The sequence below is a fragment of the Saccharothrix carnea genome (assembly GCF_003014735.1).
Lineage (GTDB): Bacteria > Actinomycetota > Actinomycetes > Mycobacteriales > Pseudonocardiaceae > Actinosynnema > Actinosynnema carneum.
The window spans coordinates 56,269-81,487 of record NZ_PYAX01000006.1 but is presented as its reverse complement, the minus strand read 5'-3'; the positions used below and the strand labels follow the sequence as shown (position 1 = coordinate 81,487).

26 protein-coding genes are annotated in these 25,219 nt (G+C 70.9%); 11 read left to right on the top strand and 15 right to left on the bottom strand.

Annotated features, from left to right (window positions below):
* Window positions 1-7 precede the first annotated feature (7 nt).
* From B0I31_RS18535 to B0I31_RS18525, 3 genes are all read left to right on the top strand, one after another.
* Window positions 8-331: a hypothetical protein gene (locus B0I31_RS18535; protein WP_146173884.1), complete on the top strand. Its 324-nt coding sequence runs from the start codon at window positions 8-10 to the stop codon at window positions 329-331.
* Window positions 332-541: 210 nt separating this feature from the next.
* The gene (locus B0I31_RS18530; RefSeq protein ID WP_106616657.1) at window positions 542-1,708 is read left to right on the top strand and encodes a M20 family metallopeptidase; all 1,167 of its coding nucleotides are present in this window, start codon (window positions 542-544) and stop codon (window positions 1,706-1,708) included.
* Complete coding sequence (locus tag B0I31_RS18525; protein WP_106616656.1) at window positions 1,705-2,967, top strand: amidohydrolase; 1,263 nt, start codon at window positions 1,705-1,707, stop codon at window positions 2,965-2,967. The genes B0I31_RS18530 and B0I31_RS18525 overlap by 4 nt, the downstream gene beginning before the upstream one ends.
* Before the next feature lie 47 nt (window positions 2,968-3,014).
* Here B0I31_RS18525 and B0I31_RS18520 read toward each other — a convergent pair whose 3' ends face one another.
* Complete coding sequence (locus B0I31_RS18520; protein WP_106616655.1) at window positions 3,015-4,739, bottom strand: glycerol-3-phosphate dehydrogenase/oxidase; 1,725 nt, start codon at window positions 4,737-4,739, stop codon at window positions 3,015-3,017.
* Between the two features lie 175 nt (window positions 4,740-4,914).
* Between B0I31_RS18520 and B0I31_RS18515 the strand changes: the two genes are divergently transcribed.
* Both B0I31_RS18515 and glpK read left to right on the top strand, forming a co-directional pair.
* Window positions 4,915-5,655, top strand: a complete 741-nt coding sequence (locus tag B0I31_RS18515) for an MIP/aquaporin family protein (RefSeq protein WP_106616654.1) — start codon at window positions 4,915-4,917, stop codon at window positions 5,653-5,655.
* 14 nt (window positions 5,656-5,669) lie between these two features.
* Window positions 5,670-7,175 (top strand): glycerol kinase GlpK, encoded by a 1,506-nt coding sequence (glpK, locus tag B0I31_RS18510; RefSeq protein ID WP_106616653.1) that lies wholly within the window; start codon window positions 5,670-5,672, stop codon window positions 7,173-7,175.
* A 48-nt stretch (window positions 7,176-7,223) separates the two neighbouring features.
* Here glpK and B0I31_RS18505 read toward each other — a convergent pair whose 3' ends face one another.
* Window positions 7,224-8,627, bottom strand: a complete 1,404-nt coding sequence (locus B0I31_RS18505; RefSeq protein ID WP_106616652.1) for an NAD(P)H-quinone dehydrogenase — start codon at window positions 8,625-8,627, stop codon at window positions 7,224-7,226.
* A 137-nt stretch (window positions 8,628-8,764) separates the two neighbouring features.
* On the opposite strand from B0I31_RS18505, the gene B0I31_RS18500 reads away from it, so the two are divergent.
* Window positions 8,765-9,214, top strand: coding sequence for a gamma-glutamylcyclotransferase family protein (locus B0I31_RS18500; protein WP_033429064.1), 450 nt, complete (start codon window positions 8,765-8,767; stop codon window positions 9,212-9,214).
* 101 nt (window positions 9,215-9,315) lie between these two features.
* On the opposite strand, the gene B0I31_RS18495 is transcribed toward B0I31_RS18500, so the two are convergent.
* The 9 genes from B0I31_RS18495 to B0I31_RS18455 form a co-directional block, all read right to left on the bottom strand.
* The gene (locus tag B0I31_RS18495) at window positions 9,316-10,158 is read right to left on the bottom strand and encodes a DUF559 domain-containing protein (RefSeq protein ID WP_245950066.1); all 843 of its coding nucleotides are present in this window, start codon (window positions 10,156-10,158) and stop codon (window positions 9,316-9,318) included.
* 197 nt (window positions 10,159-10,355) lie between these two features.
* Entirely contained in the window at window positions 10,356-11,153 is a 798-nt protein-coding gene (locus tag B0I31_RS18490; protein ID WP_106616650.1) for an ESX secretion-associated protein EspG, read from the bottom strand.
* The gene (locus B0I31_RS18485) at window positions 11,153-12,472 is read right to left on the bottom strand and encodes a PPE domain-containing protein (RefSeq protein ID WP_106616649.1); all 1,320 of its coding nucleotides are present in this window, start codon (window positions 12,470-12,472) and stop codon (window positions 11,153-11,155) included. Before B0I31_RS18485 ends, B0I31_RS18490 begins: the two co-directional genes overlap by 1 nt.
* 28 nt (window positions 12,473-12,500) lie before the next feature.
* On the bottom strand, window positions 12,501-12,878 hold the full coding sequence (locus B0I31_RS18480) for a transcriptional regulator (protein WP_106616648.1): 378 nt from the start codon (window positions 12,876-12,878) through the stop codon (window positions 12,501-12,503).
* A gap of 117 nt (window positions 12,879-12,995) precedes the next feature.
* Window positions 12,996-13,580 (bottom strand): DUF3558 domain-containing protein, encoded by a 585-nt coding sequence (locus B0I31_RS18475; protein WP_106617029.1) that lies wholly within the window; start codon window positions 13,578-13,580, stop codon window positions 12,996-12,998.
* 6 nt (window positions 13,581-13,586) lie between these two features.
* Window positions 13,587-14,027: a GNAT family N-acetyltransferase gene (locus B0I31_RS18470; RefSeq protein ID WP_106616647.1), complete on the bottom strand. Its 441-nt coding sequence runs from the start codon at window positions 14,025-14,027 to the stop codon at window positions 13,587-13,589.
* A gap of 11 nt (window positions 14,028-14,038) precedes the next feature.
* The gene (locus tag B0I31_RS18465) at window positions 14,039-14,911 is read right to left on the bottom strand and encodes an HAD family hydrolase (RefSeq protein WP_106616646.1); all 873 of its coding nucleotides are present in this window, start codon (window positions 14,909-14,911) and stop codon (window positions 14,039-14,041) included.
* Window positions 14,908-15,288, bottom strand: a complete 381-nt coding sequence (locus B0I31_RS18460; RefSeq protein ID WP_181320239.1) for a DUF1707 SHOCT-like domain-containing protein — start codon at window positions 15,286-15,288, stop codon at window positions 14,908-14,910. Before B0I31_RS18460 ends, B0I31_RS18465 begins: the two co-directional genes overlap by 4 nt.
* 10 nt (window positions 15,289-15,298) lie before the next feature.
* Window positions 15,299-17,089, bottom strand: a complete 1,791-nt coding sequence (locus tag B0I31_RS18455) for an acetyl/propionyl/methylcrotonyl-CoA carboxylase subunit alpha (protein WP_106616644.1) — start codon at window positions 17,087-17,089, stop codon at window positions 15,299-15,301.
* Window positions 17,090-17,403: 314 nt separating this feature from the next.
* Here B0I31_RS18455 and B0I31_RS18450 point away from each other — a divergent pair, with 314 nt between their 5' ends.
* Window positions 17,404-17,880 (top strand): hypothetical protein, encoded by a 477-nt coding sequence (locus tag B0I31_RS18450; protein WP_146173883.1) that lies wholly within the window; start codon window positions 17,404-17,406, stop codon window positions 17,878-17,880.
* Between the two features lie 125 nt (window positions 17,881-18,005).
* Here the strand turns inward: B0I31_RS18450 and B0I31_RS18445 are convergent, their stop codons facing one another.
* Both B0I31_RS18445 and B0I31_RS18440 read right to left on the bottom strand, forming a co-directional pair.
* A complete protein-coding gene (locus tag B0I31_RS18445) occupies window positions 18,006-19,328 on the bottom strand; it encodes a dicarboxylate/amino acid:cation symporter (protein ID WP_106616642.1) in 1,323 nt (440 codons plus the stop codon).
* Between the two features lie 178 nt (window positions 19,329-19,506).
* On the bottom strand, window positions 19,507-20,115 hold the full coding sequence (locus B0I31_RS18440; protein ID WP_106616641.1) for a Maf family protein: 609 nt from the start codon (window positions 20,113-20,115) through the stop codon (window positions 19,507-19,509).
* Between the two features lie 161 nt (window positions 20,116-20,276).
* Here B0I31_RS18440 and B0I31_RS18435 point away from each other — a divergent pair, with 161 nt between their 5' ends.
* Entirely contained in the window at window positions 20,277-20,678 is a 402-nt protein-coding gene (locus B0I31_RS18435; protein ID WP_146173882.1) for a hypothetical protein, read from the top strand.
* A gap of 165 nt (window positions 20,679-20,843) precedes the next feature.
* Here B0I31_RS18435 and B0I31_RS18430 read toward each other — a convergent pair whose 3' ends face one another.
* Both B0I31_RS18430 and B0I31_RS18425 read right to left on the bottom strand, forming a co-directional pair.
* Window positions 20,844-21,056 carry an acyl-CoA carboxylase subunit epsilon gene (locus B0I31_RS18430; protein ID WP_106616639.1) on the bottom strand — a complete coding sequence of 71 codons (213 nt, stop codon included), beginning with the start codon at window positions 21,054-21,056 and terminating at the stop codon, window positions 20,844-20,846.
* Window positions 21,053-22,684, bottom strand: coding sequence for an acyl-CoA carboxylase subunit beta (locus B0I31_RS18425; protein ID WP_106616638.1), 1,632 nt, complete (start codon window positions 22,682-22,684; stop codon window positions 21,053-21,055). Before B0I31_RS18425 ends, B0I31_RS18430 begins: the two co-directional genes overlap by 4 nt.
* Window positions 22,685-22,946: 262 nt before the next feature.
* On the opposite strand from B0I31_RS18425, the gene B0I31_RS18420 reads away from it, so the two are divergent.
* From B0I31_RS18420 to B0I31_RS18410, 3 genes are read left to right on the top strand one after another with little or no spacing between them, the layout of a single operon-like run.
* A complete protein-coding gene (locus B0I31_RS18420; RefSeq protein ID WP_106617028.1) occupies window positions 22,947-23,732 on the top strand; it encodes a biotin--[acetyl-CoA-carboxylase] ligase in 786 nt (261 codons plus the stop codon).
* 38 nt (window positions 23,733-23,770) lie between these two features.
* Window positions 23,771-24,301, top strand: coding sequence for a PH domain-containing protein (locus B0I31_RS18415; protein WP_106616637.1), 531 nt, complete (start codon window positions 23,771-23,773; stop codon window positions 24,299-24,301).
* Window positions 24,288-25,217, top strand: a complete 930-nt coding sequence (locus B0I31_RS18410) for a hydroxymethylglutaryl-CoA lyase (protein WP_106616636.1) — start codon at window positions 24,288-24,290, stop codon at window positions 25,215-25,217. Before B0I31_RS18415 ends, B0I31_RS18410 begins: the two co-directional genes overlap by 14 nt.
* The last annotated feature ends 2 nt before the right edge of the window (window positions 25,218-25,219 follow it).

Sequence of the window (25,219 nt, the reverse complement as noted above, 5' to 3'; positions counted from 1 at the left end):
GGCGACCATGTGGCGATCTTTGTTCGCGGTGTGCCTGTTAGCGCTGGCCGGTGTGTTCGCCGTGGCCGGCACAGGGGCGGCCGTGACGACGTCGCCGCACTTCGCGGCCCAGCCCACGGAGACCCTGGCGCCGGGGGGCACGATCGAGCCCGGCGGCACCGTGCCGCCCGGCCCCACGATCGACGCGCCCCAGGAGCCCGCGCCCGCGTCGAGCGCCGAAACCCGCAGAAAGTTGTGGATCGGTGGTATCGCGGTGCTGTTGTTCGCCCTCGTCTACTGGCGTAACAAGAAGCGGTGGTCGAAGTGGAAGGCCGGGCGCAAAGCCAAGTGATTCCCACTTGGTGGGAAAAGCGCTGGGTGGCGTGAGGCCTTCTCCTAGCATGACGCGCGCATGGCCCGGGCGAATGTGAACGGCCTTCGCGCGGGTGTGATCGGTCTGACCGAAAATCGAGCACCGCTTGGCGCAGCCCCGCGACCGGTTGCCGGTTGATCAACCAGGGTTGCGACGTGCCCGCCGGACCGTGATGCAGGATGGACGCAAATGAGTACCGACTTCAAGATGAGCACACGCTCGGCCGTCGAGCGGTACTCGAATGCGCTGGTAGGCCTCTCGCGCAGCATCCACGCCGAGCCCGAGCAGGCGTTCGCCGAGCACCGCAGCGCCGCCAAGGTCGCCGACCTGCTCGCCGCCGAGGGCTTCGAGGTCGAACGCGGTGTCGCGGACCTGGAGACGGCGTTCACGGCGTCGTTCGGCTCCGGCGAGTTGGTGCTCGGGCTGTGCGCGGAGTACGACGCGCTGCCCGAGATCGGCCACGCGTGCGGGCACAACGTCATCGCCGCGGCGTCGACCGGCGCGGCCCTCGCGCTGCGTGACCTGGCCGACGAACTGGGCCTCACCGTCCGGGTGATCGGCACCCCGGCCGAAGAGGTCGGCGGCGGCAAGGTGCTGATGCTCGAACGCGGGGTATTCGACGACGTGGCGTTGTCGATGATGGTGCACCCAGCCCCCTACGAGGCGGTGGCCGCGCGATCGCTGGCCATCACCGACGTCGAGGTCCACTACACCGGCAAGCCGTCGCACGCCGCCGCCGCGCCCCACCTCGGGGTGAACGCCGCCGACGCGATCACCGTCGCCCAGGTCGCCATCGGGCTCGCCCGGCAGCACCTGGAGCCGGGCCAGATGGTCAGCGGCATCGTCACCCGCGGTGGCGCCGTGCCCAACATCGTGCCCGCCCGCACGTCGGCGATGTTCGACCTGCGTGCCGACGACCTCGACTCGCTGCGCCGGCTGGAGGAGCGGATCAACCGCTGCTTCGAGGCGGGCGCCGTCGCCACCGGCTGCACCCACGAGGTCGTGAAGGTCTCCCCGGTGTACGCCGAGCTGACCCCGGACCCCTGGCTCGCGGAGGCCTACCGGCGTGCCGCGATCGAGCTGGGCAGGCATCCGTTGAGCCCCGAGCAGGAGCTCAAGGAGAAGATCGGCAGCACCGACATGGGCAACGTCACCCGTGCGCTGCCGGCCATCCACCCGACCATCGCCATCGACTGCGGAGACGCGGTGAACCACCAAATCGAGTTCGCGACCGCCTGTGCCTCGGCCTCGGCCGACCGAGCCGTGCTCGACGGGGCACTCGCCCTCGCCTGGACCACAATTTCCGCTGCCACCGACGGTGCGCAGCGCTCTCGACTGCTGGCGGGTGTGGCATGACGGTCCTGGACTCGCGTCTACCGGAGGAGGGTGCCGAGGTGCTGTTGACCGATCGTGGGGTCAGCATTGCCCCTGTGGATGATCCCGGTGAGGGTCGCGGACCCTCGTGGCTGGACGACTGGCTGGCGGCGAACGCCTCCGAGGTCGTCGCCTGGCGCCGGCACCTCCACGCGCACCCCGAGCTGTCCCGGCACGAGTTCGCCACCACCGAGCTGATCGCGGACGTGCTGCGTTCCGCCGGGCTCAAGCCGCGCATCCTGCCCGGTGGGACGGGCCTGGTGTGCGACGTCGGCTCCGGGCCGCGGTGCGTGGCGTTGCGCGCGGACATCGACGCGCTGCCCCTGCCGGAGAACACCGGAGCCCCGTACTCGTCCACAGTGGACGGCGTGGCGCACGCGTGCGGGCACGACGCCCACACCACCGTGCTGTTGGGCGCGGCGCTGGCGCTGGCGTCGGCCACTGAGCTGCCCGGACGGGTGAGGTTGGTGTTCCAGCCGGCGGAGGAGGTCATGCCGGGCGGTGCGCTGGACGTGCTCGCGGCGGGCGGCCTGGACGGCGTGGAGCGGATCTTCGGCCTGCACTGCGACCCGCGGCTGGAGGTCGGGCGGATCGGGACGCGGATCGGTGCGATCACCTCGGCCAGCGACATGCTGGAGCTGCGGCTGACGTCGCCGGGTGGGCACACCTCGCGGCCGCACCTGACGGCGGACTTGGTGCACGCGCTGGGGACTGTGATCACGGGGCTGCCCGGGTTGCTGTCGCGGCGGGTGGACCCCCGTTCGGGGACGGTGCTGGTGTGGGGCGCGGTGCACGCCGGTGAGGCGCCCAACGCGGTGCCCCAGGACGGTGTGCTGCGGGGCACGCTGCGGACCGGTGACCGGGACATCTGGGCCGAGCTGGAGCCGTTGATCAAGGAGCTGGTGGGTGCGCTGCTGGCGCCGACCGGCGTCGGGTTCGACCTGCACCACCGGCGCGGCGTGCCGCCCGTGGTGAACGACCGGGAAAGCACCATGTTGCTGAGGGCCGGGGTCGAGGCGGCGTTGGGCGAGGACGCGCTGGCCGGGACCGAGCAGTCGTCCGGTGGTGAGGACTTCGGGTGGTACCTGGAGCACGTGCCCGGGTCGTTCGCCCGGTTGGGTGTGTGGGACGGGGTCGGGAAGCAGAAGGACCTGCACCAGCCCGGGTTCGACCTGGATGAACGGGCTCTGCTGGTGGGTGTGCGCGTGATGGTGCACGCGGCGTTGGCGGCGTTGGCGTAGGGGCGGAAGGGCAGAGGGAAGGGCGTGCCAGTGGACGTGAGGGCGGCTCAGCTGACCGGTTCGATGATTTCCGGGCGGGCTTCCGGGGCGGAGGAGCGGACGGCGTCGGCGGCTTGGTCGTCCGGTTCGGCCTGGGAGGCTCGTTCGGCGTCCACGCGGGCGGTGTAGACGGAGACTTCGTGGTCGACCATGGCGTCGTCCCAGCCGTGGACGGCGGCTATCAGCCGCGCGACCGGTAGGGCGCACTCGACGCCTCGGTGGGGGTACTCGATGGAGATCCTGGTGCGGCGGGTCAGGACGTCTTCGAGGTGCAGTGCCCCCTCGTGCGAAGCCGCGTACACCACCTCTACCTGCAGGTAGTCCGGCGCGCCCGGTACCGGCTTCAGCAGTTCCGCGTTCGCCGACTCCAGGACTTCGTGGACGAGGGAGCCGTAGCGGTCCAGCAGGTGGCGGACGCGGTAGGGGTGCAGGCCGTAGCGGGTGGCCAGTTGGTCGGCCTGGTTCACCAGGGCGTGGTAGCCGTCGGCCCCGATCAGGGGAACTTTGTCGGTGATCGACGGTTGGATCCGGCCGGGGAGGTCGACGGAGGCGGCGTCCACGGCGTCGGCGCCCATGACCCGATACGTCGTGTACTTGCCGCCGGCGATGGCGACCAGGCCCGGTGCGACGCGGGCGACGGCGTGTTCGCGGGAGAGCTTCGAGGTGGATTCGCTCTCGCCGGCCAGCAGTGGGCGCAGGCCCGCGTAGACGCCTTCGATGTCGTCGTGGGTCAGTGGGGTCGCCAGCACTTCGTTGACGTGGTCGAGGATGTAGTCGATGTCCGACCGGGTGGCGGCGGGGTGGGCGAGGTCGAGGTTCCAGTCCGTGTCGGTCGTTCCCACGATCCAGTGGTTCCGCCAGGGGATCACGAAGAGGACCGACTTCTCCGTGCGGAGGATCAGGCCTGATTCGGAGACGATCCGGTCGCGGGGGACGACGATGTGGACGCCCTTGGACGCGCGGACCCGGAAGCGGCCCCGGCTGCCGGAGAGGCGTTGCAGCTCGTCGGTCCAGACGCCGGTCGCGTTGATCACGGCGTGGGCGCGGATGGAGGTCTCGCGGCCGTCCTCGACGTCGCGCACGCGCACGCCGGAGACGCGGTCCGCCTCGCGGAGGAAGCCGACGACCTGGGTGGACGTGCGGACGACGGCGCCGTAGTGGGCCGCGGTGCGGCCGACCATCATGGTGTGCCGGGCGTCGTCGGCCTGGGCGTCGTAGTAGCGGATGCCACCGACGAGGGCGGAGGGCTTCAGGGCGGGCACGAGGCGGAGGGCGCCCGCTTTGGTCAGGTGCTTCTGGCCCGGTACGGAGCGCGCGCCGCCCATCGTGTCGTACATGAGCAGGCCGGCGGCGGTGTACGGGCGTTCCCAGCCCCGGTGGGTGAGGGGGTAGAGGAACGCGACCGGCTTGACGAGGTGGGGTGCGAGGCGGGTCAGCATCAGTTCGCGTTCCCGCAGTGCCTCGCGGACGAGCCCGAACTCCAGTTGTTCCAGGTAGCGCAGGCCGCCGTGGAAGAGCTTGGACGAGCGGCTCGAGGTGCCGGAGGCCAGGTCGCGCGCCTCGACCAGGGCCACGCGCAGACCACGGGTCGCGGCGTCCAGGGCGGAGCCGACGCCGACCACTCCACCACCGATGATCACCAGGTCGAACGTCTCGGCGCCCAGCCGCTCCCAGGACTGCGAGCGTTCGAGCGGTCCCAGCCGGCCTGCGGTGGCGGGGTGCTGCTGACGCATGACCACGAACGCCTCCCTGATGCTCGACCAGGACTTGACTCGACCACGTTACCCGCTGGTACGCCACCCGTGGACAACTGATCAGGTCGGAACTAGCGTCAAGCCCCATTGTGGGGTGGGCAGCGCCGCCGGACCCGGACCGTGCTGCCTCCTGTCAAGGCGAGGAGGTCGGCGAGTGAGCAGTGGCTCGATCTTCGTGTGGGAACTGCTGGGCACCGGGATCCTGATCCTTCTGGGCGCGGGTGTCGTCGCCAACGTCGTCCTGAAGGACACGTTGGGCAACGCCGGTGGCTGGCTCCTGATCAACATCGGCTGGGGTTTCGCGGTCTTCGCGGGCGCCAGCATCGCCGCGCCGAGCGGCGCTCACCTCAACCCCGCGGTGACGTTGGGCCTGGCCGTCGCGGACAAGACCCCGTGGGACCAGGTACCCGTCTACATCGCCGGTCAGCTGGTCGGCGCGTTCCTCGGCGCCGTGCTCGCCTGGCTGGCCTACAAGGCGCAGTTCGACGCCCACGACGACCCGGCGGGCACGCGCGGCATCTTCTGCACCGGCCCGACCATCCCCAAGGCCGGCTGGAACGTCGTCACCGAGGTCATCGGCACGTTCGTGCTGGTCGCCTGGGTGCTGCTGAGCCCGGCCGCGAAGGAGGCGGCGGACGGCGTGCCGCAGCTGGGCAACTCGGCCCTCGGCTACGCCGGTGTCGCGTTCGTCGTCATCGGCATCGGCGCCTCGCTCGGCGGGCCGACCGGTTACGCCATCAACCCGGCCCGCGACCTGGGCCCGCGCATCGCCTACGCGATCCTGCCCATCCGCGACAAGGGCAGCGCCGAGTGGGGCTACGCCTGGGTGCCGGTGGTCGGACCGCTGGTCGGCGGCCTGCTCGCCGGTCTCCTGTTCCTGGTTCTCCCGGTCTGAAAGGACTCCAGCGCATGACGAAGTACGTCGCCGCGATCGACCAGGGCACGACGTCGACCCGGTGCATGATCTTCGACCACTCGGGCCGCGTGGTCTCCGTCGACCAGAAGGAGCACGAGCAGATCTTCCCGCGCGCCGGGTGGGTCGAGCACGACGCGAACGAGATCTGGACCAACACCAGGCAGGTGGCCGCGGGCGCGTTGGCCAAGGCCGACCTGACCACCGGGGACATCGCCGCCGTCGGCATCACCAACCAGCGCGAGACCGCCCTGGTGTGGGACAGGACCACCGGTCAGCCCGTCTACAACGCGATCGTCTGGCAGGACACCCGGACGGATCGGATCTGCCAGGAGCTGGCGGCTCTCGGTGGTGGGCAGGAGCGGTACCGGGACAAGACCGGCCTGCCGCTGGCGACGTACTTCTCCGGGCCGAAGGTCCGCTGGATCCTGGACAACGTCGAGGGCGCGCGGGAGAAGGCCGAGGCCGGTGACCTGCTGTTCGGCAACATGGACACCTGGGTGTTGTGGAACATGACCGGCGGGGTGGACGGCGGTGTGCACGTCACCGACCCGACGAACGCGTCCCGCACGTTGTTGATGGACCTGGAGACGCTGAGCTGGGACGAGGGCATCGCGGCGGACATGGGCATCCCGCTGTCGATGCTGCCGGAGATCCGGTCGTCGTCCGAGGAGTACGGCAAGGTGCGCGAGCGCGGCGCGCTGGCCGGCGTGCCGATCGCGGGCATCCTCGGTGACCAGCAGGCGGCGACGTTCGGGCAGGCGTGCCTGTCGCCGGGCGAGGCCAAGAACACCTACGGCACCGGCAACTTCGTGCTGCTCAACACCGGTACCGACCAGGTGATGAGCGAGAACGGCCTGCTCACGACCGTGTGCTACAAGATCGGGTCCCAGGCGCCGGTGTACGCGCTGGAGGGTTCGATCGCGGTGACGGGGTCGTTGGTGCAGTGGTTGCGCGACAACCTCGGCATGATCTCGACGGCCGCCGAGATCGAGGAGCACGCCCGCACGGTGGAGGACAACGGTGGCGCGTACTTCGTGCCCGCGTTCTCCGGTCTGTTCGCGCCGTACTGGCGGTCGGACGCCCGCGGCGCGATCGTGGGGTTGACCCGGTTCGTGAACAAGGGCCACCTGGCGCGGGCGGTGCTGGAGGCGACGGCGTTCCAGACCCGCGAGGTGATCGACGCGATGAACGCCGACTCGGGCGTGCCGCTGAAGTCGTTGAAGGTCGACGGCGGCATGGTCGTGAACGAGCTGCTGATGCAGTTCCAGGCGGACATCCTGGGCGTGCCGGTGATCAGGCCGGTGGTCAACGAGACGACGGCGCTGGGCGCGGCCTACGCGGCGGGCCTGGCGGTCGGGTTCTGGGCGTCGGAGGACGACATCCGGCAGAACTGGGCGCAGGACAAGCAGTGGGACCCGGCGATGGACGCCGAGGCGCGGGACCGGACGTACGCGCAGTGGAAGAAGGCCGTGACCAGGACGTTCGACTGGGTGGAGTGAGCGCTTGGGGCGCCGCTCGTTCGTGGGCGGCGCCCCTCCCCTCGAGCGTCAGTCGAGGTCGTCGTGGCGCATCAGCTGGCGGCCGGCTTCGGTGATCGACCCGGTCAGCGACGGGTAGACGGAGAAGGTGGTCGCCAGGTCGTCGACGGTGAGCTGGTTCTGCACGGCGAGCGTGATCGACAGGATGAGCTCGCTGGCGTTGGGCGCGACGACCACGCCGCCGATGACGACACCGGTGGCCGGGCGGCAGAAGAGCTTCACGAAACCGCGGCGCAGGCCTTCCATCTTGGCCCGCGGGTTGGTGGCCAGCGGCAGCATGATCGTGCGGGCGGGTACCTCGCCGGAGTCGATCGCCTGCTGGCTGATGCCCACGGACGCGATCTCGGGGTTGGTGAACACGTTCGCCGCGACGGTCTTGAGGCGGATCGGGCTGACGCCCTGGCCCAGCGCGTGCCACATGGCGATGCGGCCCTGCATGGCGGCGACGCTGGCCAGCAGCAGCAGGCCCGTGCAGTCGCCCGCCGCGTAGACGCCGGCGATGTTCGTGCGGGAGACCCGGTCGACCGGGATGTACCCGCCGCGGCCGAGTTCGATGCCGATCTTGTCCAGGCCCAGGTCGGCGGTGTTCGGGACGGAGCCGACCGTCATCAGGGCGTGGCTCGCCTCGATCGTGCGACCGTCTTCCAGGTGAATCAGGACGCCGTCGCCGACGTTCTCGACCCGGTCCGCGCGGGCGTGCTTGACCACGGCGGTGCCGCGTTCGGCGAACACGTCCTCCAGCACCACGGCCGCGTCGGCGTCCTCGTGCGGAAGCACCCGGTCGCGGCTGGAGACCATGGTCACCTTCACGCCCAGTTCGGTGTACGCGGAGGCGAACTCCACACCGGTGACACCCGATCCGATGACGGCCAGGTGCTCGGGCAACTCCGGGAGGTCGTAGATCTGCCTCCAGGTCAGGATCCGCTTGCCGTCCGGCTCGGCGCCGGGCAACACGCGCGGGGTCGCACCGGTGGCGATGAGCACGACGTCGGCGGGCAGGACTTCCTCCGAACCGTCGTCCGCGATGGCCACGACCTCGTGCTGGGCGAGCCCCTTGGCGTTGTCGCAGAACTTCGCGATGCCGTTGATGATCCGCACGCCCTCGCGCTGCAGGCGGGCCCGGACGTCGGCGGACTGGGCGAGCGCAAGGCCCTTCACCCGTCCGTGGACGACCGGCAGTTCGACCGCCGCTTCCGCGTCGTCCGTGCGAATGCCCAGCTCACCGGCGTTGCGGAAGGCGCTGCGGCCACCCGCGGAGGCGATGAACGTCTTCGACGGCACGCAGTCGTAGAGCACGCAGGCGCCGCCGAGGCCCTCGCGTTCCACGATGGTCACGTCGGCCCCGTGCTGGGCCGCGACCAGTGCCGCCTCGTAACCTGCGGGGCCACCGCCCATGATGACGATGCGGGTCACGACACGTCCTCCTCAGTGGTCGTCGGCACTGTTTGCGCCGCTTGCAGCCGCTGGTAACCGTACGCGGTCGGGTGTCGAGGTGTGTCGTCCGGTCTTCTGGTACCTCGCGGTGATCGCAAGGTCGCTAGGCTGTGGTCGTGCCGCTCTATGCCGCGTACGGGTCCAACATGGACCCGAACCAGATGATGGAGCGAGCCCCCTACTCCCCGATGGCGGGGACCGGGTGGCTCGCCGGATGGCGTCTGACGTTCGGTGGCGAGGACCTGGGCTGGGAGGGCGCGCTCGCCACCATCGTCGAAGACCCGGACTCGCAGGTGTTCTGCGTGCTCTACGACGTGAGCCCGCGTGACGAGTCCCGCCTCGACCGCTGGGAAGGCGCCCTCGGTCTCTACAAGAAGATCCGCCTGCGCGTCCAGACCCTGGAAGGCTCGGTGACCGCCTGGCTCTACGTCCTGGACGCTTATGAGGGAGGTCTGCCCTCGGCCCGCTACATCGGCGTCGTCGCCGACGCCGCCGAAGCCGCGGGCGCCCCCGACGACTACGTCGCCGACCTCCGCACCCGCCCCTGCCAAGGCATCGGCCCCTAACCCCGCGAGAGTCCAACGCTCACGTCGCGAGAGTCCAACGCTCACGTCGCGAGAGTCCAACGCTCACGTCGCGAGAGTCCAACGCTCAGCGCGCGTGAGTCCTACACCCAGAACGCGTGAGTCCTACGTTCAGGAGCGCTGAGTTCAACACTCAGCTGTCCGAACAGTCGCGTGGGGTCGCGCAGGTCCGAGACGTCGGCCCGGAGCACCTTCCAGCCGCGCCGTCGCAGGTCCTCGTCACGGGCTCGGTCGGCCTCGGCCTTGTCGACGTGCGCGGCGTAGCCGTCGTACTCCACGGCTACGCGCGCGTCCGGCCAGGCGAAGTCCAACCGCCACACCTCACGGTCGTCCAGGTCGCGGATCGGGTACTGGAGCTCGGGCAGCGGGAAACCGGCTTCGGCGATGCTCAGCAGGAACGCGCTCTCCGCCGGTGACTCGGGTAGGCCCGTGGCGAGGTCCAGCAGAAACGCGCCCTGCCGCCGGCCGCGGTGATCACGGCGGGTCGTGATGCGCACGGCCAGGTCGGCCTTGAACGCGGCACGTTGCTCGGGCGGCAGCACCGCGAGCGCCTGATCCGCGCAGGCCAGTGCGGTGGAGCGGTGGCGGCCTCGGCAGAGCAGGTCGGCGATGGCGTAGTCGAGCACCATGCAGCGCAGGCCGTCCACCTCGACCACGTCAGCCGGGTCGTACTGGTGGTAGTGGACGGCGAGGTCAGGGCGCGGGCGAACCCTGCGGTCGTAGTCGAGGAGGATGTGCACCCGATCGGTCTCGGCGGCCGTGCAGCCGTGCAGCCAGACCGCCGTGTGGTCGGTCAGCACGGCGTCCGGTCCCGCCATCAGCAGCGCGGCGGCGGCACGGGTGTGCAGGCTGGTCATGCGTTGGCGCTGGATGACGACCGTGCGGCAGTAGTTGACCAAGTAGCCATCGCGGATGGCACGGGTCACCGCTGGAGAGCCGATGTGGTCGTGCAGGCGCGTGCGCGGGTAGGCACCGTGGAGGCCAGGAGGCAGTTCGATCATGCATAACCGAGTGGCGGGACGGTGGATCCCGTACATCGTTCACCTGATCGTGTCGTCCAGACGGTCTGAGCGTTGAATTCAGGTGCTCTGAACGTACGACTCTCGCGGCCTGAGCGTTGGACTCACGCGGTGGTGAGGGTTTCTAGGTGGTGGAGGAGGCGGCGGGTGTCGACGGGGGAGACGGTGCTCCACGGTTGTTGGCCCGGGGTGGCCTGGCGGAGTTGGATGTAGCGGCCCTGGGGGTTGTCGAAGAACGACACGACGCGCTCCTGGCGGACGCGTTTGCCCCACTTGTCGCGGCTCGCGGCGCCGAACTGGCCGCGGTTGCCCGCGTCGCGGAACATGTCGGCCAACGTGCGCGCGTCCTCGGCGCGGATGCCGCGGGAGAGGAGCGCCTGCAGGAGGTCGTCGGGGGTGTTGGCAGCAGCGGCGGCGGCGTCCAGGTCGGCGCTGGGCAGCGTCACGGAGTGCCCCGGACCTGCGGGGAGCGCCGGCAGCACGGACAGGGCTTCGCGGGGCAGCCCCTCGGCCGACGCCGGGCGCAGGGTCAACTGGTCACGGGACAGCACGGCCAGGACGCCAGATTGGCCCTTGGCCGCCGCCAGGACGCGCACGCTGTGGCCGTCCAGCCACAAACGGCCGTCCACCTCCTGCTGCGGCCGGTTCAGCAGGTGCAGCAGGTCTTCCAGCGACGGGTCCAGCGACACCGGCCGGCCGAGGCCGCGGCGGTCCAGCTCCGTCCACACCCGCCGCTCCAATTCGGCACGCTCGGCGTGCGTCTTGCCCGGCGACGGCACCTTGAGCACCAGCGGCATGGTCTCCAGCCGCAGGTGCTCCCACAGCACGTCGAACTCCAGCGCCGAGATGGTCACGGGTTCGCGCAGGTCGTTGCTGCCCAAGTCCAAGCCGAACGTCGTCATCAGTGGGTAGTGCTCTCCCCGATCACCGGAGGCGAGATGATCCCGCCAACGCCGTAGATGTCGTCCGTCTCCCGAAGGTAGTCGGCGGCGTCGTGCGTGGCATCTTCTTCCTCTTCCGCGCCACGCGCACCACCCAATCCGCCGAACGGGTCGAACGCGGGCTGCGCCGGTGCGGGCGTGCTCCGCTTGTGCACGGTGTCCTGGCCGCCGCCGACGTGCCCGCCCGCGCCGGGCATCGTGCCCGTGGCACCGCCGGGCCCGGCCGCCGCCGCGTGCTGCGCGCTGGCCGCGAACGCGCCGAACTCCGCCGAGCTCGCCGACGTGGTGCCGACTGGCAGTGGCATGCCGTGGGGCAGGAGCGGGTTCGACGAGGTACCACCGGGACCACCGGCACCACCCGCACCGCCACCACCGGCGTGCTGGCCGTTCGTCGTGTCGGTCCCCGTGGACGAGGACTTCCGCCGGTCCTTCTCCTGCTGGCCGGCCGAACCGCCGATCACCCCACCCGGCCCGTACTGGGTCGAGCCGGGGGAGCCCGACGCCGAGGCAGGTAACGCGGCCGTCGAAGCCCTGGTCGACCCGGCCGGCCCGGACGACGACGTGCCGGTCGAGCCGCCGAACGAAGGCTGCGTCACGGGACGCGGAGCCGGAGCGGCGCCACCACGACCACCGCGGCCGCCACGCCACCCACCACGGCCACCGCCACGCCCACCGCGCGGACCGCCGTAGCCCCAACCCGGCCCGGACACGCCCGCCGAGTCGTTGCGCGCCACCTCGCCCGCGCTGATCATCAACTGCGGCGGCTGGTGGAACTGCCCCAGCGTGCTGGTGTTGGAGATCGTGCTGGACGCGTAGGTCGTCATCACCTCACGCGCGCGCTGCTCCGCCGCGTTCTGCGCCTTCTCCTGCTGCTCGTAGTCCGTCTGCCCGCCCACCAGGTGGGTCAACGCGCTGACGAGCAGGTTCGGCTGCTCCGCGGTCACCTTCACCGGCGGCGGCATGTCCGCGCGCGCCTTGGCGATGTAGTCCGCCTGCAGCTCGGCCGAGATGCGCATGACCTCCGCGCCCGCCCGGGCGTCGTCCGCCCAGGAGGCCAGCGGGTTGATGCCCACCCGGGCCTTGTCCGCGGCCGTTCCCTCCCAGGTCGCGCCGGAACGCAGCACACCGGCGTGCAGCTCGGCGTTGATCTCGGTCAACGCGGCGGAGACGCCCTGCCACCGCTCCATCGAGGTGTGCGAGGCCTTGGGCCCCGGCCCCGAGTTGATCTGCTCGTACAGCTCTTCGTGGCTGTACCCGCTCCAGCGGTGTCCATCGGGCATGAACGTTCCCCTTGCCTGCGCCGGGCGCTCAGCGGCTGCCCTGCTGTCCCATCAACCCGGTGTTGTCTTCTTCGATGGACTGGTACTGCCGCTCGACCAGGGTGAGTGCGTCCATGGCCGACTTGAGCTGCCGCTGGTAGTTCTCCAACGCGATCAGCGCCGAGTCGCCCGATTCGAGCGACCGCTCGTTGAACTGCTCCGCGGCGTCCCGGCTCACCGGGTCGCCCGCCCACGGACGGACCCTGACCTCGGTGATCGCCAGCTCGATCTGCTTGTCCAGCTTGGTCAACGCGCCCGCGAACGCGCTGCGCAGGCTCGGGATCGCGCTCGGCTCGACGTTCAACGTGTGCGCCAGGGGCGGTGGTGAGCCCGTGTCAGCGCCGTGGCCGTGGTCTTCCGACGGCATGGACAACCTCCCGCCTTCCTCGTTCCCCGTCACGCGCCGTCCGGTTCTCGCGCAACTTCACTCTAGCCACCCGGTCCGACAGCGGGGAGTAGGTGGAGCGCACATCCCCCGCGTGGATCAGCGCCGCTGCAGCAAACCGGCTACCGCCGCTTCTGCCGCCCGTTGCGCCCCTTGGCACAGGGTGTCTTGCTTCGCCGCTGTTTCGTTACCGCCGTCGCGGAACATCACGTCGAGGAACTGCCCCTCCGCGACGTCCACTTCGACGTTGCACACGTTGTCCATGCCGGGCGTCCGCACGGTCAGCCCGGGGAAACCGGCGACCGTGGTCTGCTCCGCGTGGACCTGGGCGTTCTCGCTGAGCCACACGCCGACGCCCTCGACTGTGACGAGCGCGAGCCGCACGACGTTCCCGCTGATGTTGCTGCGCATGGTGCACGCCTTCGCGTTGCCGAAGCCGATTTCCACATATGCGCTGGGCGGGTTGTCCAGGCTGAGCTCGATGCGCTGTTCGGGCGAGAGCACGGCGCACGGGTCGACGTCGTCCAACCGCAGCTCCCGCGGCCTGGGCGGCAACGACGGCACGGTGGTCGTGGTGATGGCGAGCGGATCGTCGACCCGGTCGGCCTTCTTCTCCGGGACGGGCGTGCAGGAGGCCATCGCCAACGCGCAGAGCGTGGCGGTGAGCACCCGAGCACCCCTCATGGCCACCTACCGTAGCCGTGTCCACACGCCAAGTGGACCCTCGGCTGTGAAGCCGCACTTCGCCGCGACCCGGCGGGCCGCGTCGTCCGGGGGTCTGGCGGTGATCAGGGGCAGGTCGAGGAAGCCGAAGCCGAACCGCAGCACGGCCGCCGTCGCGTGGGTCGCGATGCCCTTCCCGCGCAGGTCCGGGGTGATCCAGCAGTCGAGTTCACCGGTGTTCGTCAAGGCGATCTCGCCCACGGCCGTTCCGGTGAGCTGGTCGCACACGGCCCAGGAGCACGTTTCCTCGGTGTGCCACTGGTCCGCGCGTTCGGCGATGTGCGCACCGGCCGCGTCGAGGTCCGCGCACAGACCGCCGCCCACCAACGCCACCCGGTCGTCGATGCGGTCGTCGGCGCGGAGTTGACGCAGGTAGAACTCACCCGCGTTGATCTCGACGGCCTCCATGCCGGGGGAGACTAGTCCGTGACGAACCCGTCGTAACGCCCGGCCAGCTCTTCGAGCAGCCCGCGGTGGGTGGACGCGGGCCGGTCGTCGGGACCGGTGGTCAGCTCCACCACCCAGTCGGCGTCCTCGAGGTCGTCCTCGCCCGCGAGCACGTCCTTGTGCACCGCGCACGGCTGCCAACCCGCCGCGGACAGTTCACGGGCGGCTTCCTCGGCGTCGTCACGGTCGTGCAGGACCAGCAACAACGGCCCCGACGCGGCTGCCGAACCGGTGCCGACCCCGTCGTCCAGCAATCCGCGCGACGACAACGCCTCGTGCAGCGAGGGGAAATCCGGCGTGTGCACCGCGTCGATGCCTACGGTCCGCGCCGCCTCGGTGTTCACCGAGTTGTCATCGCAGAACAACGTGCCGGACGGCGAGTGCTGGAGCACCCGCAACGCGCGCCGGAACGCCTCGGGCGACGGCTTGGCCACCCCGAGCCGCGCGGACGACACGACCGCGTCCACCTCGCGGTCCAGCCCCAACGCCGCCAGGTCGCGCGGCAGCCGGTCGGTGGCGTTGGACAGCAACGCCACCCGGCACCGCTCGCGCACCCGCCGCACCAGCTCCAACGCCTCACCGATCACCTCACCGGTGCGGGTCCACGCCGCCACCGCGCCCGCCGCGCGTGCCGGTGACAGCCCTTCGGCGACCAGCTGCTGCCGCACGGCCGCGCGCCACTCCTCGTCGGTGGCACGGCCTGCCGTCGCGGGACCGGCCAGGGCGAACGACACCCGCGCCAACGTGCCGCGCGGCAGGCCGAAGTCGTCCTCGATCGGCCCGTCCGGTGGGAACCGCCGCAGCACGCCGTCCAGGTCGAGCAGCAGCAGCGACGGCGCGCTCAACGCCTGCCCATCCGGCCGATCAGCAGCATCACCGCGGGGATCAGCAGGAAGACGAACGGATTGCGGAGCAGGAAGAACAGCACCACGCTGATGATCGCGACCGCCGTGACGGCCGCGGTGCTCGCCCGGAACTCCACCGGGGAACCGCTCCGGGCCCGGTCGGGCACGGACGGTGCCACCGGCGGGAACGTCGGCCGTGGCGCGGGCAGGTCGCTGAACAGCGCGTACAGGTCACCGCGGGTCTTCGCGGTGGCGACGCGGGCGGAGCGGTCGCCGTACTCGTCCACGCTCAGCCGCCCCTCGCCGAGGTGCGTGCCGAGCAGGCCGAGCGCGTGCTCGCGCTCCGCGTCGCCGATCCGGATCTCCCGCTCGCTCACACGGGTGAGCCTATTCCTTGATCTCGCAGATGACCGTGCCCTGGGTGACCGTCGCACCCGGCTCGGCGGCCAGCCCGGTGACCACGCCGGACTTGTGCGCGGTGACCGGGTTCTCCATCTTCATGGCCTCCAGGACGACGATCAGCTCGCCGGCCTCGACCTGCTGGCCGTCCTCGACCGCGACCTTGACGATCGTGCCCTGCATGGGCGCCGCCACCGCGTCACCGGAGACCGCCGAGCCGCCCTTGCCACCGGCGCGCTTGCGCGGCTTGGCCTTCACGCCCGCCTTGGCCGCACCGGCGCCGCCACCGCCACCGCCGCCGCCGCCGCCGAGCGCCAGGTCACCGGGCAGCGAGACCTCCAGCCGACGTCCGCCGACCTCCACCACCAGGGTCTGCCGGGGCTCGGACTCCTCGGCCTCCGCGCCATCGGTGAACGGCGCGATGGTGTTGTCGAACTCGGTCTCGATCCAGCGCGTGTGCACGGTGAAGCCGTCCTCGTCGCCGACGAACGCCGGGTCGCGCACGATCGCGCGGTGGAACGGCAGCACGGTCGCCATGCCCTCCACCACCATCTCGTCCAGCGCGCGCCGTGCCCGCTCCAGGGCCTGCGGGCGGTCCTCGCCGGTGACGATCAGCTTGGCCAGCAGCGAGTCGAACTGGCCACCGATGACCGTGCCGCTCTCCACGCCCGCGTCGACCCGGACACCGGGGCCGGACGGTGCGGTGAACGTGGTGACCGTGCCGGGCGCGGGCAGGAAGTTGCGGCCCGCGTCCTCGCCGTTGATGCGGAACTCGATCGAGTGGCCGCGCGGGGTCGGGTCCTCGGTGAACCGCAGCTCCTCGCCCGCCGCGATCCGGAACTGCTCGCGGACCAGGTCGATGCCCGCGGTCTCCTCGCTGACCGGGTGCTCGACCTGCAGGCGGGTGTTGACTTCCAGGAACGAGATGGTGCCGTCCACGGCGACCAGGTACTCGACCGTGCCGGCGCCGTGGTAGCCGGCCTCCTTGCAGATGGCGCGGGCGGAGCGGTGGATCTCGGCGCGCTGCTCGTCGGTCAGGAACGGCGCGGGCGCCTCCTCGACCAGCTTCTGGTGGCGGCGCTGCAACGAGCAGTCGCGCGTGCCGACGACGATGACGTTGCCGTGCTGGTCGGCCAGCACCTGCGCCTCGACGTGCCGCGGCTTGTCCAGGTAGCGCTCCACGAAGCACTCGCCGCGGCCGAACGCCGTGACGGCCTCGCGCACCGCGCTGTCGAACAGCTCCGGGATCTCCTCCATCGTCCGGGCGACCTTGAGGCCGCGACCGCCGCCGCCGAACGCCGCCTTGATGGCGACCGGCAGGCCGTGCTCCTCGGCGAAGGCGATGATCTCGTCCGGGCCGGAGACCGGGTCCTTGGTGCCGGGCACCAGCGGCGCGCCCGCGCGCATCGCGATGTGCCGCGCGGTCACCTTGTCGCCCAGGTCGCGGATGGCCTGCGGGGTCGGGCCGACCCAGATCAGGCCCGCGTCCAGCACCGCCTGCGCGAAGTCCGCGTTCTCGGACAGGAAGCCGTAGCCGGGGTGCACCGAGTCGGCGCCCGCGCGCTTGGCCACGTCGAGGATCTTGTCGATGGAGAGGTAGCTGTCTCCGGGGGTGCTGCCACCCAGGGCGAACGCCTCGTCCGCCAACCGGACGAACGGGGCGTCCCGGTCCGGGTCGGCGTACACGGCGACGCTGGCCAGACCGGCGTCTCGGCAGGCACGGATGACCCGGACGGCGATCTCACCGCGGTTGGCGACGAGGACCTTGCGCAGCGACACGACGTCCTACCTCCTGGCAACGCTGGGAACTTGGAGCGGCAATGGTCGGGGAGTTTAGTGACCCGTCAGTACCCGGTGACCGAGAGACAGCTCACGCTTGGGTGGAACAATCGGAAATCGTGACACGCCCGCCCACCGCCGCGCTTCTGACGGCTTGCGCAGCTGTGCTCATCACTATCGCGGGGTTGGTCATCGCCTGGTCACTGCGCCCTCCCGCGGCCACCGACCCCGGTGCCGCGACGCCGCGTGACGAATTGCGGTGCGGTGCGACGGCGTGCCGTTCGGTGGTGAAGCAGGAGGTCGGTGTCGATTCAGTGGAATTGGTCGTCGGCGAGGGCGCGGGCCGGATCCGCACCAGCGGCGCTTCGGGGCCGAACATCTTCGAGTTGACCATCGCGTCTTCGGGAGCCCGGATCGACGCGTCGTCGCTGCAGTGCGTGGACGCGGAGGTCGCCGTGTGCCTGGTGCGCGGTGCGGTCAACGGCGAGGTGCTGGGCGAGGTGCTGGTGCGCCGGTCGGGTGCGTGGTCGCGGGCGCAGCTGCCGTACCTGGCCAGTGGGGCGTACCTGGCGCTGCACGACGTGAACAAGGACACGGTGGCCGACGTGGTGGCCGTGCAGCGGGCGTGCCAGGCGGGCGCGGACTGCTCGCGGTGGTTCGCGCAGGTGTTCTCGCTGGCCGCCGGCGGCGGTGAGCTGGGCTGCACGCCGGTGGTGCGTGAGGCGGAGTCCCTGCCCGGCTGGCCGACCGTGACGCCGGACCCGTCCGACCTGCGCCAATGCGGTGCGTGACCGTGCTGAGCGTTGAATTCAGGTGCTCTGGACGTTGGACTCTCGCGCCGCGAACGTAGGACTCTCGCGAGAGTCGTACGTCCAGGGCGCGAGAGTCCTACGTTCGGGGTGGGTGAGTTGAGCGGTCAGGCGGGGACGGGGGTGGGGCGGGGGCCGGTCAGCAGCGGGGGCTCGCTGGGGGAGTTCAGGACCTCGTCGTCCAGCAGGCCCTCGGTGCGGGCGACCAGGACCGGGACGGTGATCTGGCCGGTCACGTTGGTGGCCGTGCGGACCATGTCCAGGATCGGGTCGATCGCGTAGACCACGGCGACACCGGTGGCGATGACCTCCGGCGGCATGTTCACCGCGCCCAGGGTCAGCGTCAGCATGGTGAACCAGCCGGTGGTGCCGGCAGTGGCCAGGGCGCCGAACACGGCGACCGCGACGATCGCCACGTACTGCCACACGCCCAGCTGCACGCCGAACAGGTTCGCGATGAACACCGTGGCGATGGCCGGGTACACGGCGGCGCAACCGTCCATCTTCGTGGTCGTGCCCAGCGGCACGGCGAACGACGCGTAGTCGTCGTCCACGCCGAGGTTGGCGGCGGTCTGCCTGCTCAACGGCAGCGTCGCACCCGACGAGCGGGACACGAACGCGAACTGGATCGCGGTCCACGCCTTGGCGAAGAACGTCACCGGCGACACCCGGCCGACGAACCGCAGCAGCAGCGGGTACACCACGAACAGCACCAGCAGCGACCCGCCGTACACCGACGCGATCAGCGAGAACAGCGGCCGGACGAACGAGTTGCCGTAGGTCGCGAACGCCGTGCCGATCAGGCCGAACACGCCGATCGGGGCGAGCAGCACGATCCAGCCGACGACCTTCTGGATCAGGTCGAACACCGACCGGGTCAGCGTGACGAACGGCGCGGCCTTCTCACCCAGCGCGTACGCGGCGAAGCCGACCAGCACCGAGATGAACACGACTTGCAGCACCTCGCCCTCGGTGAAGGCGCTGAACAGGTTGGACGGGATCAAGGTCTCCAGCAGCGTGCTCCACGAGCCCGGGTCACGGGCGGCGAGCTTCTCCACCGCCGCCTGCGACGGCTCGACCCGCACGCCCGCGCCCGGCTGGAAGACCAACGCGATGGCGAGGCCGATGAGCACGGCGATCAGGGACGTGGTGGCGAACCACAGCAGCGTCTTGCCGCCCAGCCGCGCGGCGCGCGACGTGCCCAGCCGCCGCAGGCTGGTGATGCCCACCACGATCGCGGTGAACACCAGGGGGATGACGGTGAACTGCAACAGGCTGGTGAAGACGTCGCCGATGGAGCCGAGGGTGGTGGTGAGCCACGCCTGGTCCGTGCTCTTGGCGACGTACCCCGCCAGGGCGCCGAGGACGAGCGCGGCGAGGACGGTGATGCCGAACACCTTCGGCTTCGCATAACTGCGGACGAACGACACGACTGCTCCGGGTTGGGTGCGCAGGGGAGGACGACGGGGGCGGCGTCAGCCGCGACAGCCCGTGTTCGTCCTGCGCCCGAAGTCGATGTGCCGGCGGCGCGTCAGCAGTTCACCCACAGCTCCCCCAACGCGAAGGTCCTTCGGGGAGCTTCCCGGATCAGGGAAAATGTGACAACGACTACCAGATGTCGGACACCGCGACGTCGATCTGACGCAGCAGCCGGCGGGTGAGCGGCAGGCTGATGCCGATGACGCTGGACGGGTCGCCGTCGATGCCGTCCACGAACCAGCCGCCCAGGCCGTCGAGCGTGAACGCACCCGCGACGTGCAGCGGCTCGCCCGTGGCCAGGTAGGCCTCCAGCTCGTCGTCGGTCGGCCGGCCGAACCGGACCAGCGTCGCCTCGTGCCCGATGGCACGCGCCACGACCTGCCCGCCGCGCACCCGCAGCACGGCGTGCCCGGTCAGCAGGGTGCCGGTGGTGCCGGCCATCTTCTTCCAGCGCTCCCGCGCGACCTCGACCGTGCCGGGCTTGCCGTGCACCTCGCCATCGGCGGTGCGCAGCATCGAGTCGCAGCCGACGACCACCGCGTCGTCGTCCTCGTCCCGGGCGATCGCCTCGGCCTTCGCCGTCGCCAGGGCAGTGACCAGTTCTTCCGGTGTCGGGTCGGTGAGCGAGGCGGCCAGCGCGTCCTCGTCGACGCCGGACACGCGGACGACGGGCTCGACACCGGCGGCACGCAGCACGGCCAGGCGGGCGGGTGACTGGGAGGCGAGGACGAAGCGCACGACCTGAAGCCTAGAGCCCGACCGGACGGACGGCGGCCGGGTGCGTGCGGTACGGGAGGCCGAACCTGAAACCCCTGCTCACGGCACTTCGGGATGCCGTGCCCGAGCGGTGCGTAGAACTACCGATGCGCGCCATGACGGCGTGCGGCACCCTCGGAGTGGTGCAGCGTCTGGCTCTGGTGGTTCGCCGGATCGACCGGAGTCGGGGCCGGTACCGGTGGCTCTGGTCGGTGCCGGCCGTCCTGATCCTGGTCCTGACGGCTCGGGTCGTGTCCACGGACCCGGTCGGCTACGGCGTGCCGTTCTGGCCTTTCGCCAACGGCAGCGACCGCGTCGAACAGCAGGTGATGGGCCAGGTGACGTCCGTCGCGCGGGCGATCAACCGGCTCGACGCGGTGCCCTCGGCGCTGGCCGCCGAGGGTGTCGAGGTGCTGGAGGCGCGGGCCGGCGTCGGCACCATGTGGATGCGGGTCCGCCTGCACGTGCCGGACGGCACTCGGTGCCGCGAGGTGACCGTGCTCGGCGACGGCGTCCAGGTCAACTCACGTCGCGTGGACTGTTGAGCGCAGTGTTGAATCGGCGCCGCCTCCGGCGTTGCCGGCTCGGTCGCACGGGAGTCGGTCGTTCGCGCCCTGATTCCCCGACGATCGAAAAGCGTGATCGCCGGGGAATGAGGACGCGAACGACCGACGCGACCTCGCGTGGTGGTCCGGAAGTCGCGGTGTTCCTCAGTACGGCAGTGCGGAGGAGCGCCAGGCGCCGGGGCCGTGCGGCAGCGGCCGCCTGACCTGCCTCGACTTGTCCGACCACGCCGATCGGCGCGGCTCGTCCGCCGTGGGCCCGTCGGCCGAGGCCAGGCCGACCACGACCGCCGTCACGGCGGCCAACTCGACGTCGTCCGGGTTGCCGCGCACCACCCGGAGGTGCGGTGCCGCGCTCACAGCGGGATGTTCCCGTGCTTCTTGGGCGGCAGCACCTCGCGCTTGTCGCGCAGCACCGCCAGCGCCCTGGCGACGTACGAACGCGTGAAAGAGGGAGGGATCACACTGTCAACATAGCCGCGTTCCGCCGCGACGTAAGGGTTGCAGAGGGTGTCTTCGTATTCTTGCTGCAAACGGGCCCGAAGCGCGTCCACGTCCTCACCGGCCGCCGAAGCCGCCGCCAGCGTCTTGCGGTGCACGATGTTCGCCGCGCCCTGCGCGCCCATGACCGCGATCTGCGCCGTGGGCCACGCCAGGTTGATGTCCGCGCCCAGGTGCTTGGAACCCATCACGTCGTACGCGCCGCCGTAGGCCTTGCGGGTGATCACGGTGACCAGCGGCACGGTCGCCTCGGCGTAGGCGTAGATCAGCTTCGCGCCCCGCCGGATGATGCCGTTCCACTCCTGGTCGGTGCCGGGCAGGAAGCCGGGCACGTCCACGAACGTCAGCACCGGGATGTTGAACGCGTCGCAGGTCCGCACGAACCGCGCCGCCTTCTCGGAGGCGTCGATGTCCAGGCAGCCCGCGAACTGGGTCGGCTGGTTGGCCACCACGCCGACCGAGTGGCCGTCCACCCGGCCGAAGCCGACCAGGATGTTCGGCGCGAACAGCGGCTGGACCTCCAGGAACTCGCCCTCGTCCAGCACGCGGGTGATGACCTCGTGCATGTCGTAGGGCTGGTTCGCCGAGTCCGGGATCAGCGTGTCCAGCTCGCGGTCGGAGTCGGTGATCGAGTCCTCGACCGAGCCGTGCACCAGGTCGTCCGGCGCGTCGAAGACCGGCGGCTCGGACATGTTGTTGGCGGGCAGGTAGGACAGCAGCTCCTTGACGTAGGAGATGGCGTCCTCTTCGTTGTCGCCGAGGTAGTGCGCGTTGCCGGACTTGGTGTTGTGCGTGCGCCCGCCGCCGAGCTCCTCGAAGCCGACGTCCTCGCCGGTGACGGTCTTGATCACGTCCGGGCCGGTGATGAACATGTGCGAGGTCTGGTCGACCATGACCACGAAGTCGGTCAGCGCGGGCGAGTAGACGTGGCCGCCCGCGTTCGCGCCCATGATCAGCGAGATCTGCGGCACGACGCCGGACGCGGCCACGTTGCGGCGGAAGATCTCGCCGTAGAGGCCGAGCGAGACGACGCCTTCCTGGATGCGCGCGCCGCCGCCCTCGTTGATGCCGACGATCGGCCGGCCGGTCTTGATCGCCAGGTCCATGACCTTGACGATCTTCTCGCCGTAGACCTCGCCGAGCGAGCCGCCGAAGACCGTGACGTCCTGGCTGAACACGCACACCGGGCGGCCGTCGACGGTGCCGTAGCCGGTCACCACGCCGTCGCCGTAGGGCCGGTTGCGCTCCTGCCCGAAGTTCGTCGAGCGGTGCCGCGCCAGCTCGTCCAGCTCGACGAACGAGCCGGGGTCGAGCAGCAGCTCGATGCGCTCGCGGGCGGTCTTCTTGCCCTTGGCGTGCTGCTTCTCCACCATGCGCGCCGAGCCGGCGTGCACGGCCTCCTCGTTGCGCCGGTAGAGGTCGGCCAGCTTCCCGGCCGTGGTGTGGACGTCCGGCTCCTCGCCGATGGGGGCGGTCGCACTGCTCATAGCGCGGCAGCTTAACTGTGTCGGATTGCGCCGCCTCCGGCGTCGCGGGCCCGGTCACCCGGAAGTCGGTCGTTCGTGACTCATTTCCCGACGATCGAAATGCGTGATCGCCGTGAAATGAGTCACGAACGACCGACGCGACCTCGCGGCGTGTTGACCTCCAGCGCGGTAGAGGTTGCAGGCTTGACCACGCGATCCGCCCCGCCATCCACACCGCTCCGACACAGCGGGTGGGGCGGGTCGCTCATAGTCTGCCCCCGTGATCCTCGACACCGCCGCCCTCCGCGCCGCCCTCGTCGGGCCCTATGCGACCGTCGACGTGGTCGCCGAGACCGGTTCCACGAACGCCGACCTCAGTCGTGCGGCGAACCGGGGCGCGCACGACCGCACCGTGCTCATCGCCGAACGGCAGACCGCCGGCCTGGGGCGACGCGGCCGGGCCTGGACGTCGCCGACCGGTGGCCTCTACCTGAGCGTGCTGTTCCGGCCGACCGGCGTGCCGCCCGCGCGGTTGCCGTGGTTGACGCTGCTCGCGGGCGTGGCGCTGGTCCGCACGGCCAAGAGCGTCGGCGTGGACGCGTCGCTGAAGTGGCCGAACGACCTGCTCATCGGTGACGCCAAGGCGGCGGGTGTGCTGGCCGAGATCACCGCGGGCGTGGCGCAGGCCGTGGTGGTCGGCATCGGGCTCAACGTGGCCGGGCTGCCCGACGACGTCGAGCCGGGCGCGGGCGGTCTCGTGCCGACCAGCCTCGAGGACCACGCCGGTCCGCTGGACCGCACCGAGGTGGCGATCACGCTGCTCCGCGAGCTGGTCGCGGTGGAGGAGCGGTGGCGGCGGGCCGGTGGCGACGAGCCGTCGTTGCGCGACGAGTACCGGACGCACTGCGGCACGCTCGGCCGCCAGGTGAGGGTCGAGCTGGCCAGGGGCGAGGCCCTGCTCGGCACGGCCCGTTACGTGGAGTCCGACGGCACGCTCGTGGTCCGCGACGACGCGGGTGACGACCACTCCGTTTCCGCCGGGGACGTGGTGCACCTGCGGGTACGGTGAGGCCCTGAGGCGTGCCCAGCCACCGAAGGGGACCAGTCGTGGCGTACCCGGACGACTTGCTCAGCACCGGCGAGCACGTCGTGATCCACCAGCACCCGCACTGGAAGACGCTGCTCGTCCCGGTGCTCGCGCTCGTCGTCGCGGTCGGCGGTGGCGCCTACCTCGCGGTGCAGGTGTCGGACTTCGGCTGGGCCTCGATCGCGTGGCTCGTGCTCGCCGCGATCGTCGTGGTGCTGGTCACCTGGCTGACCCTGGCGCCCGTGGTCCGCTGGCGCACCACGCACTTCATCGTCACCAGCGAGCGCGTGATGTACCGGATCGGCGTGTTCAAGCGCACCGGGCTGGACATCCCGCTCGGCCGGATCAACAGCGTCCGCTTCGAGCACACGCTGCTGGACCGGATCCTGGGCTGCGGCACGCTGATCATCGAGTCGGCGTCGGACGAGCCGTTGGAGTTCGACGACATCGGGCGGGTGGAGAAGGTGCACTCGCTGCTGTACCGGGAGATCAACGACAACCCGGCCGACGACCACCGGACGGAGGACAGGGTCACAGATGGGCGCGCGTGAAGTCGGCCTGCCGGACACGGTGGGCGCGAACGGCCTGCCGGACCGCGTGACGATCTGGGAGGTCGGGCCGCGGGACGGGCTGCAGAACGAGTCCGAGGTCGTGCCGGTCGGCACCAAGCTGGAGTTCCTGGACCGGCTGGCCGACGCGGGCGGCACGGTGCTGGAGGCCACGAGCTTCGTGCACCCCAAGTGGGTGCCGCAGCTGGCCGACGCCGAGGAGCTGCTGGCCGGCCTGGTCAAGCGCCCCGGTGTGAGCTACCCCGTGCTGGTGCCCAACGAACGCGGGCTGGAGCGCGCGCTGCGGGCGGGCGTCGAGCACGTCGCGATCTTCGCCAGTGCCACCGAGACGTTCGCCCAGCGCAACCTGAACCGTTCGCTGGACGAGCAGTTCGCCATGTTCGACCCGGTTGTGTCCCGCGCCAAGGCCGAAGGGCTGGCGGTGCGCGGGTACGTGTCGATGTGCTTCGGCGACCCGTGGGAGGGCGCCGTGCCGCGCGAGCAGGTGGTCGGCGTCGGCAAGCGGCTGCTGGACATGGGCTGCGACCAGCTCTCGCTGGGCGACACGATCGGCGTGGCCACGCCGGGTCAGGTGACCGCGCTGCTGACCGGGTTCGACGGCGTGGACCGGCTCGCCGTGCACTTCCACGACACGTACGGGCAGGCGTTGGCGAACACGCTGGCCGCGATGCAGTCGGGCGTGCGCACGATCGACTCGTCGGCGGGCGGGCTCGGCGGCTGCCCGTACGCGGAGTCCGCGACCGGCAACCTGGCCACCGAGGACCTGGTGTGGATGCTCGACGGGCTGGGCGTCGAGCACGGCGTCGACCTCGACAAGCTCGCCGACACCAGCGCGTGGATGGCCGAGCGGCTTGGTCGGCCGAGCCCGTCGCGGGTGGTCCGGGCGCTGCGGGGGTAGTG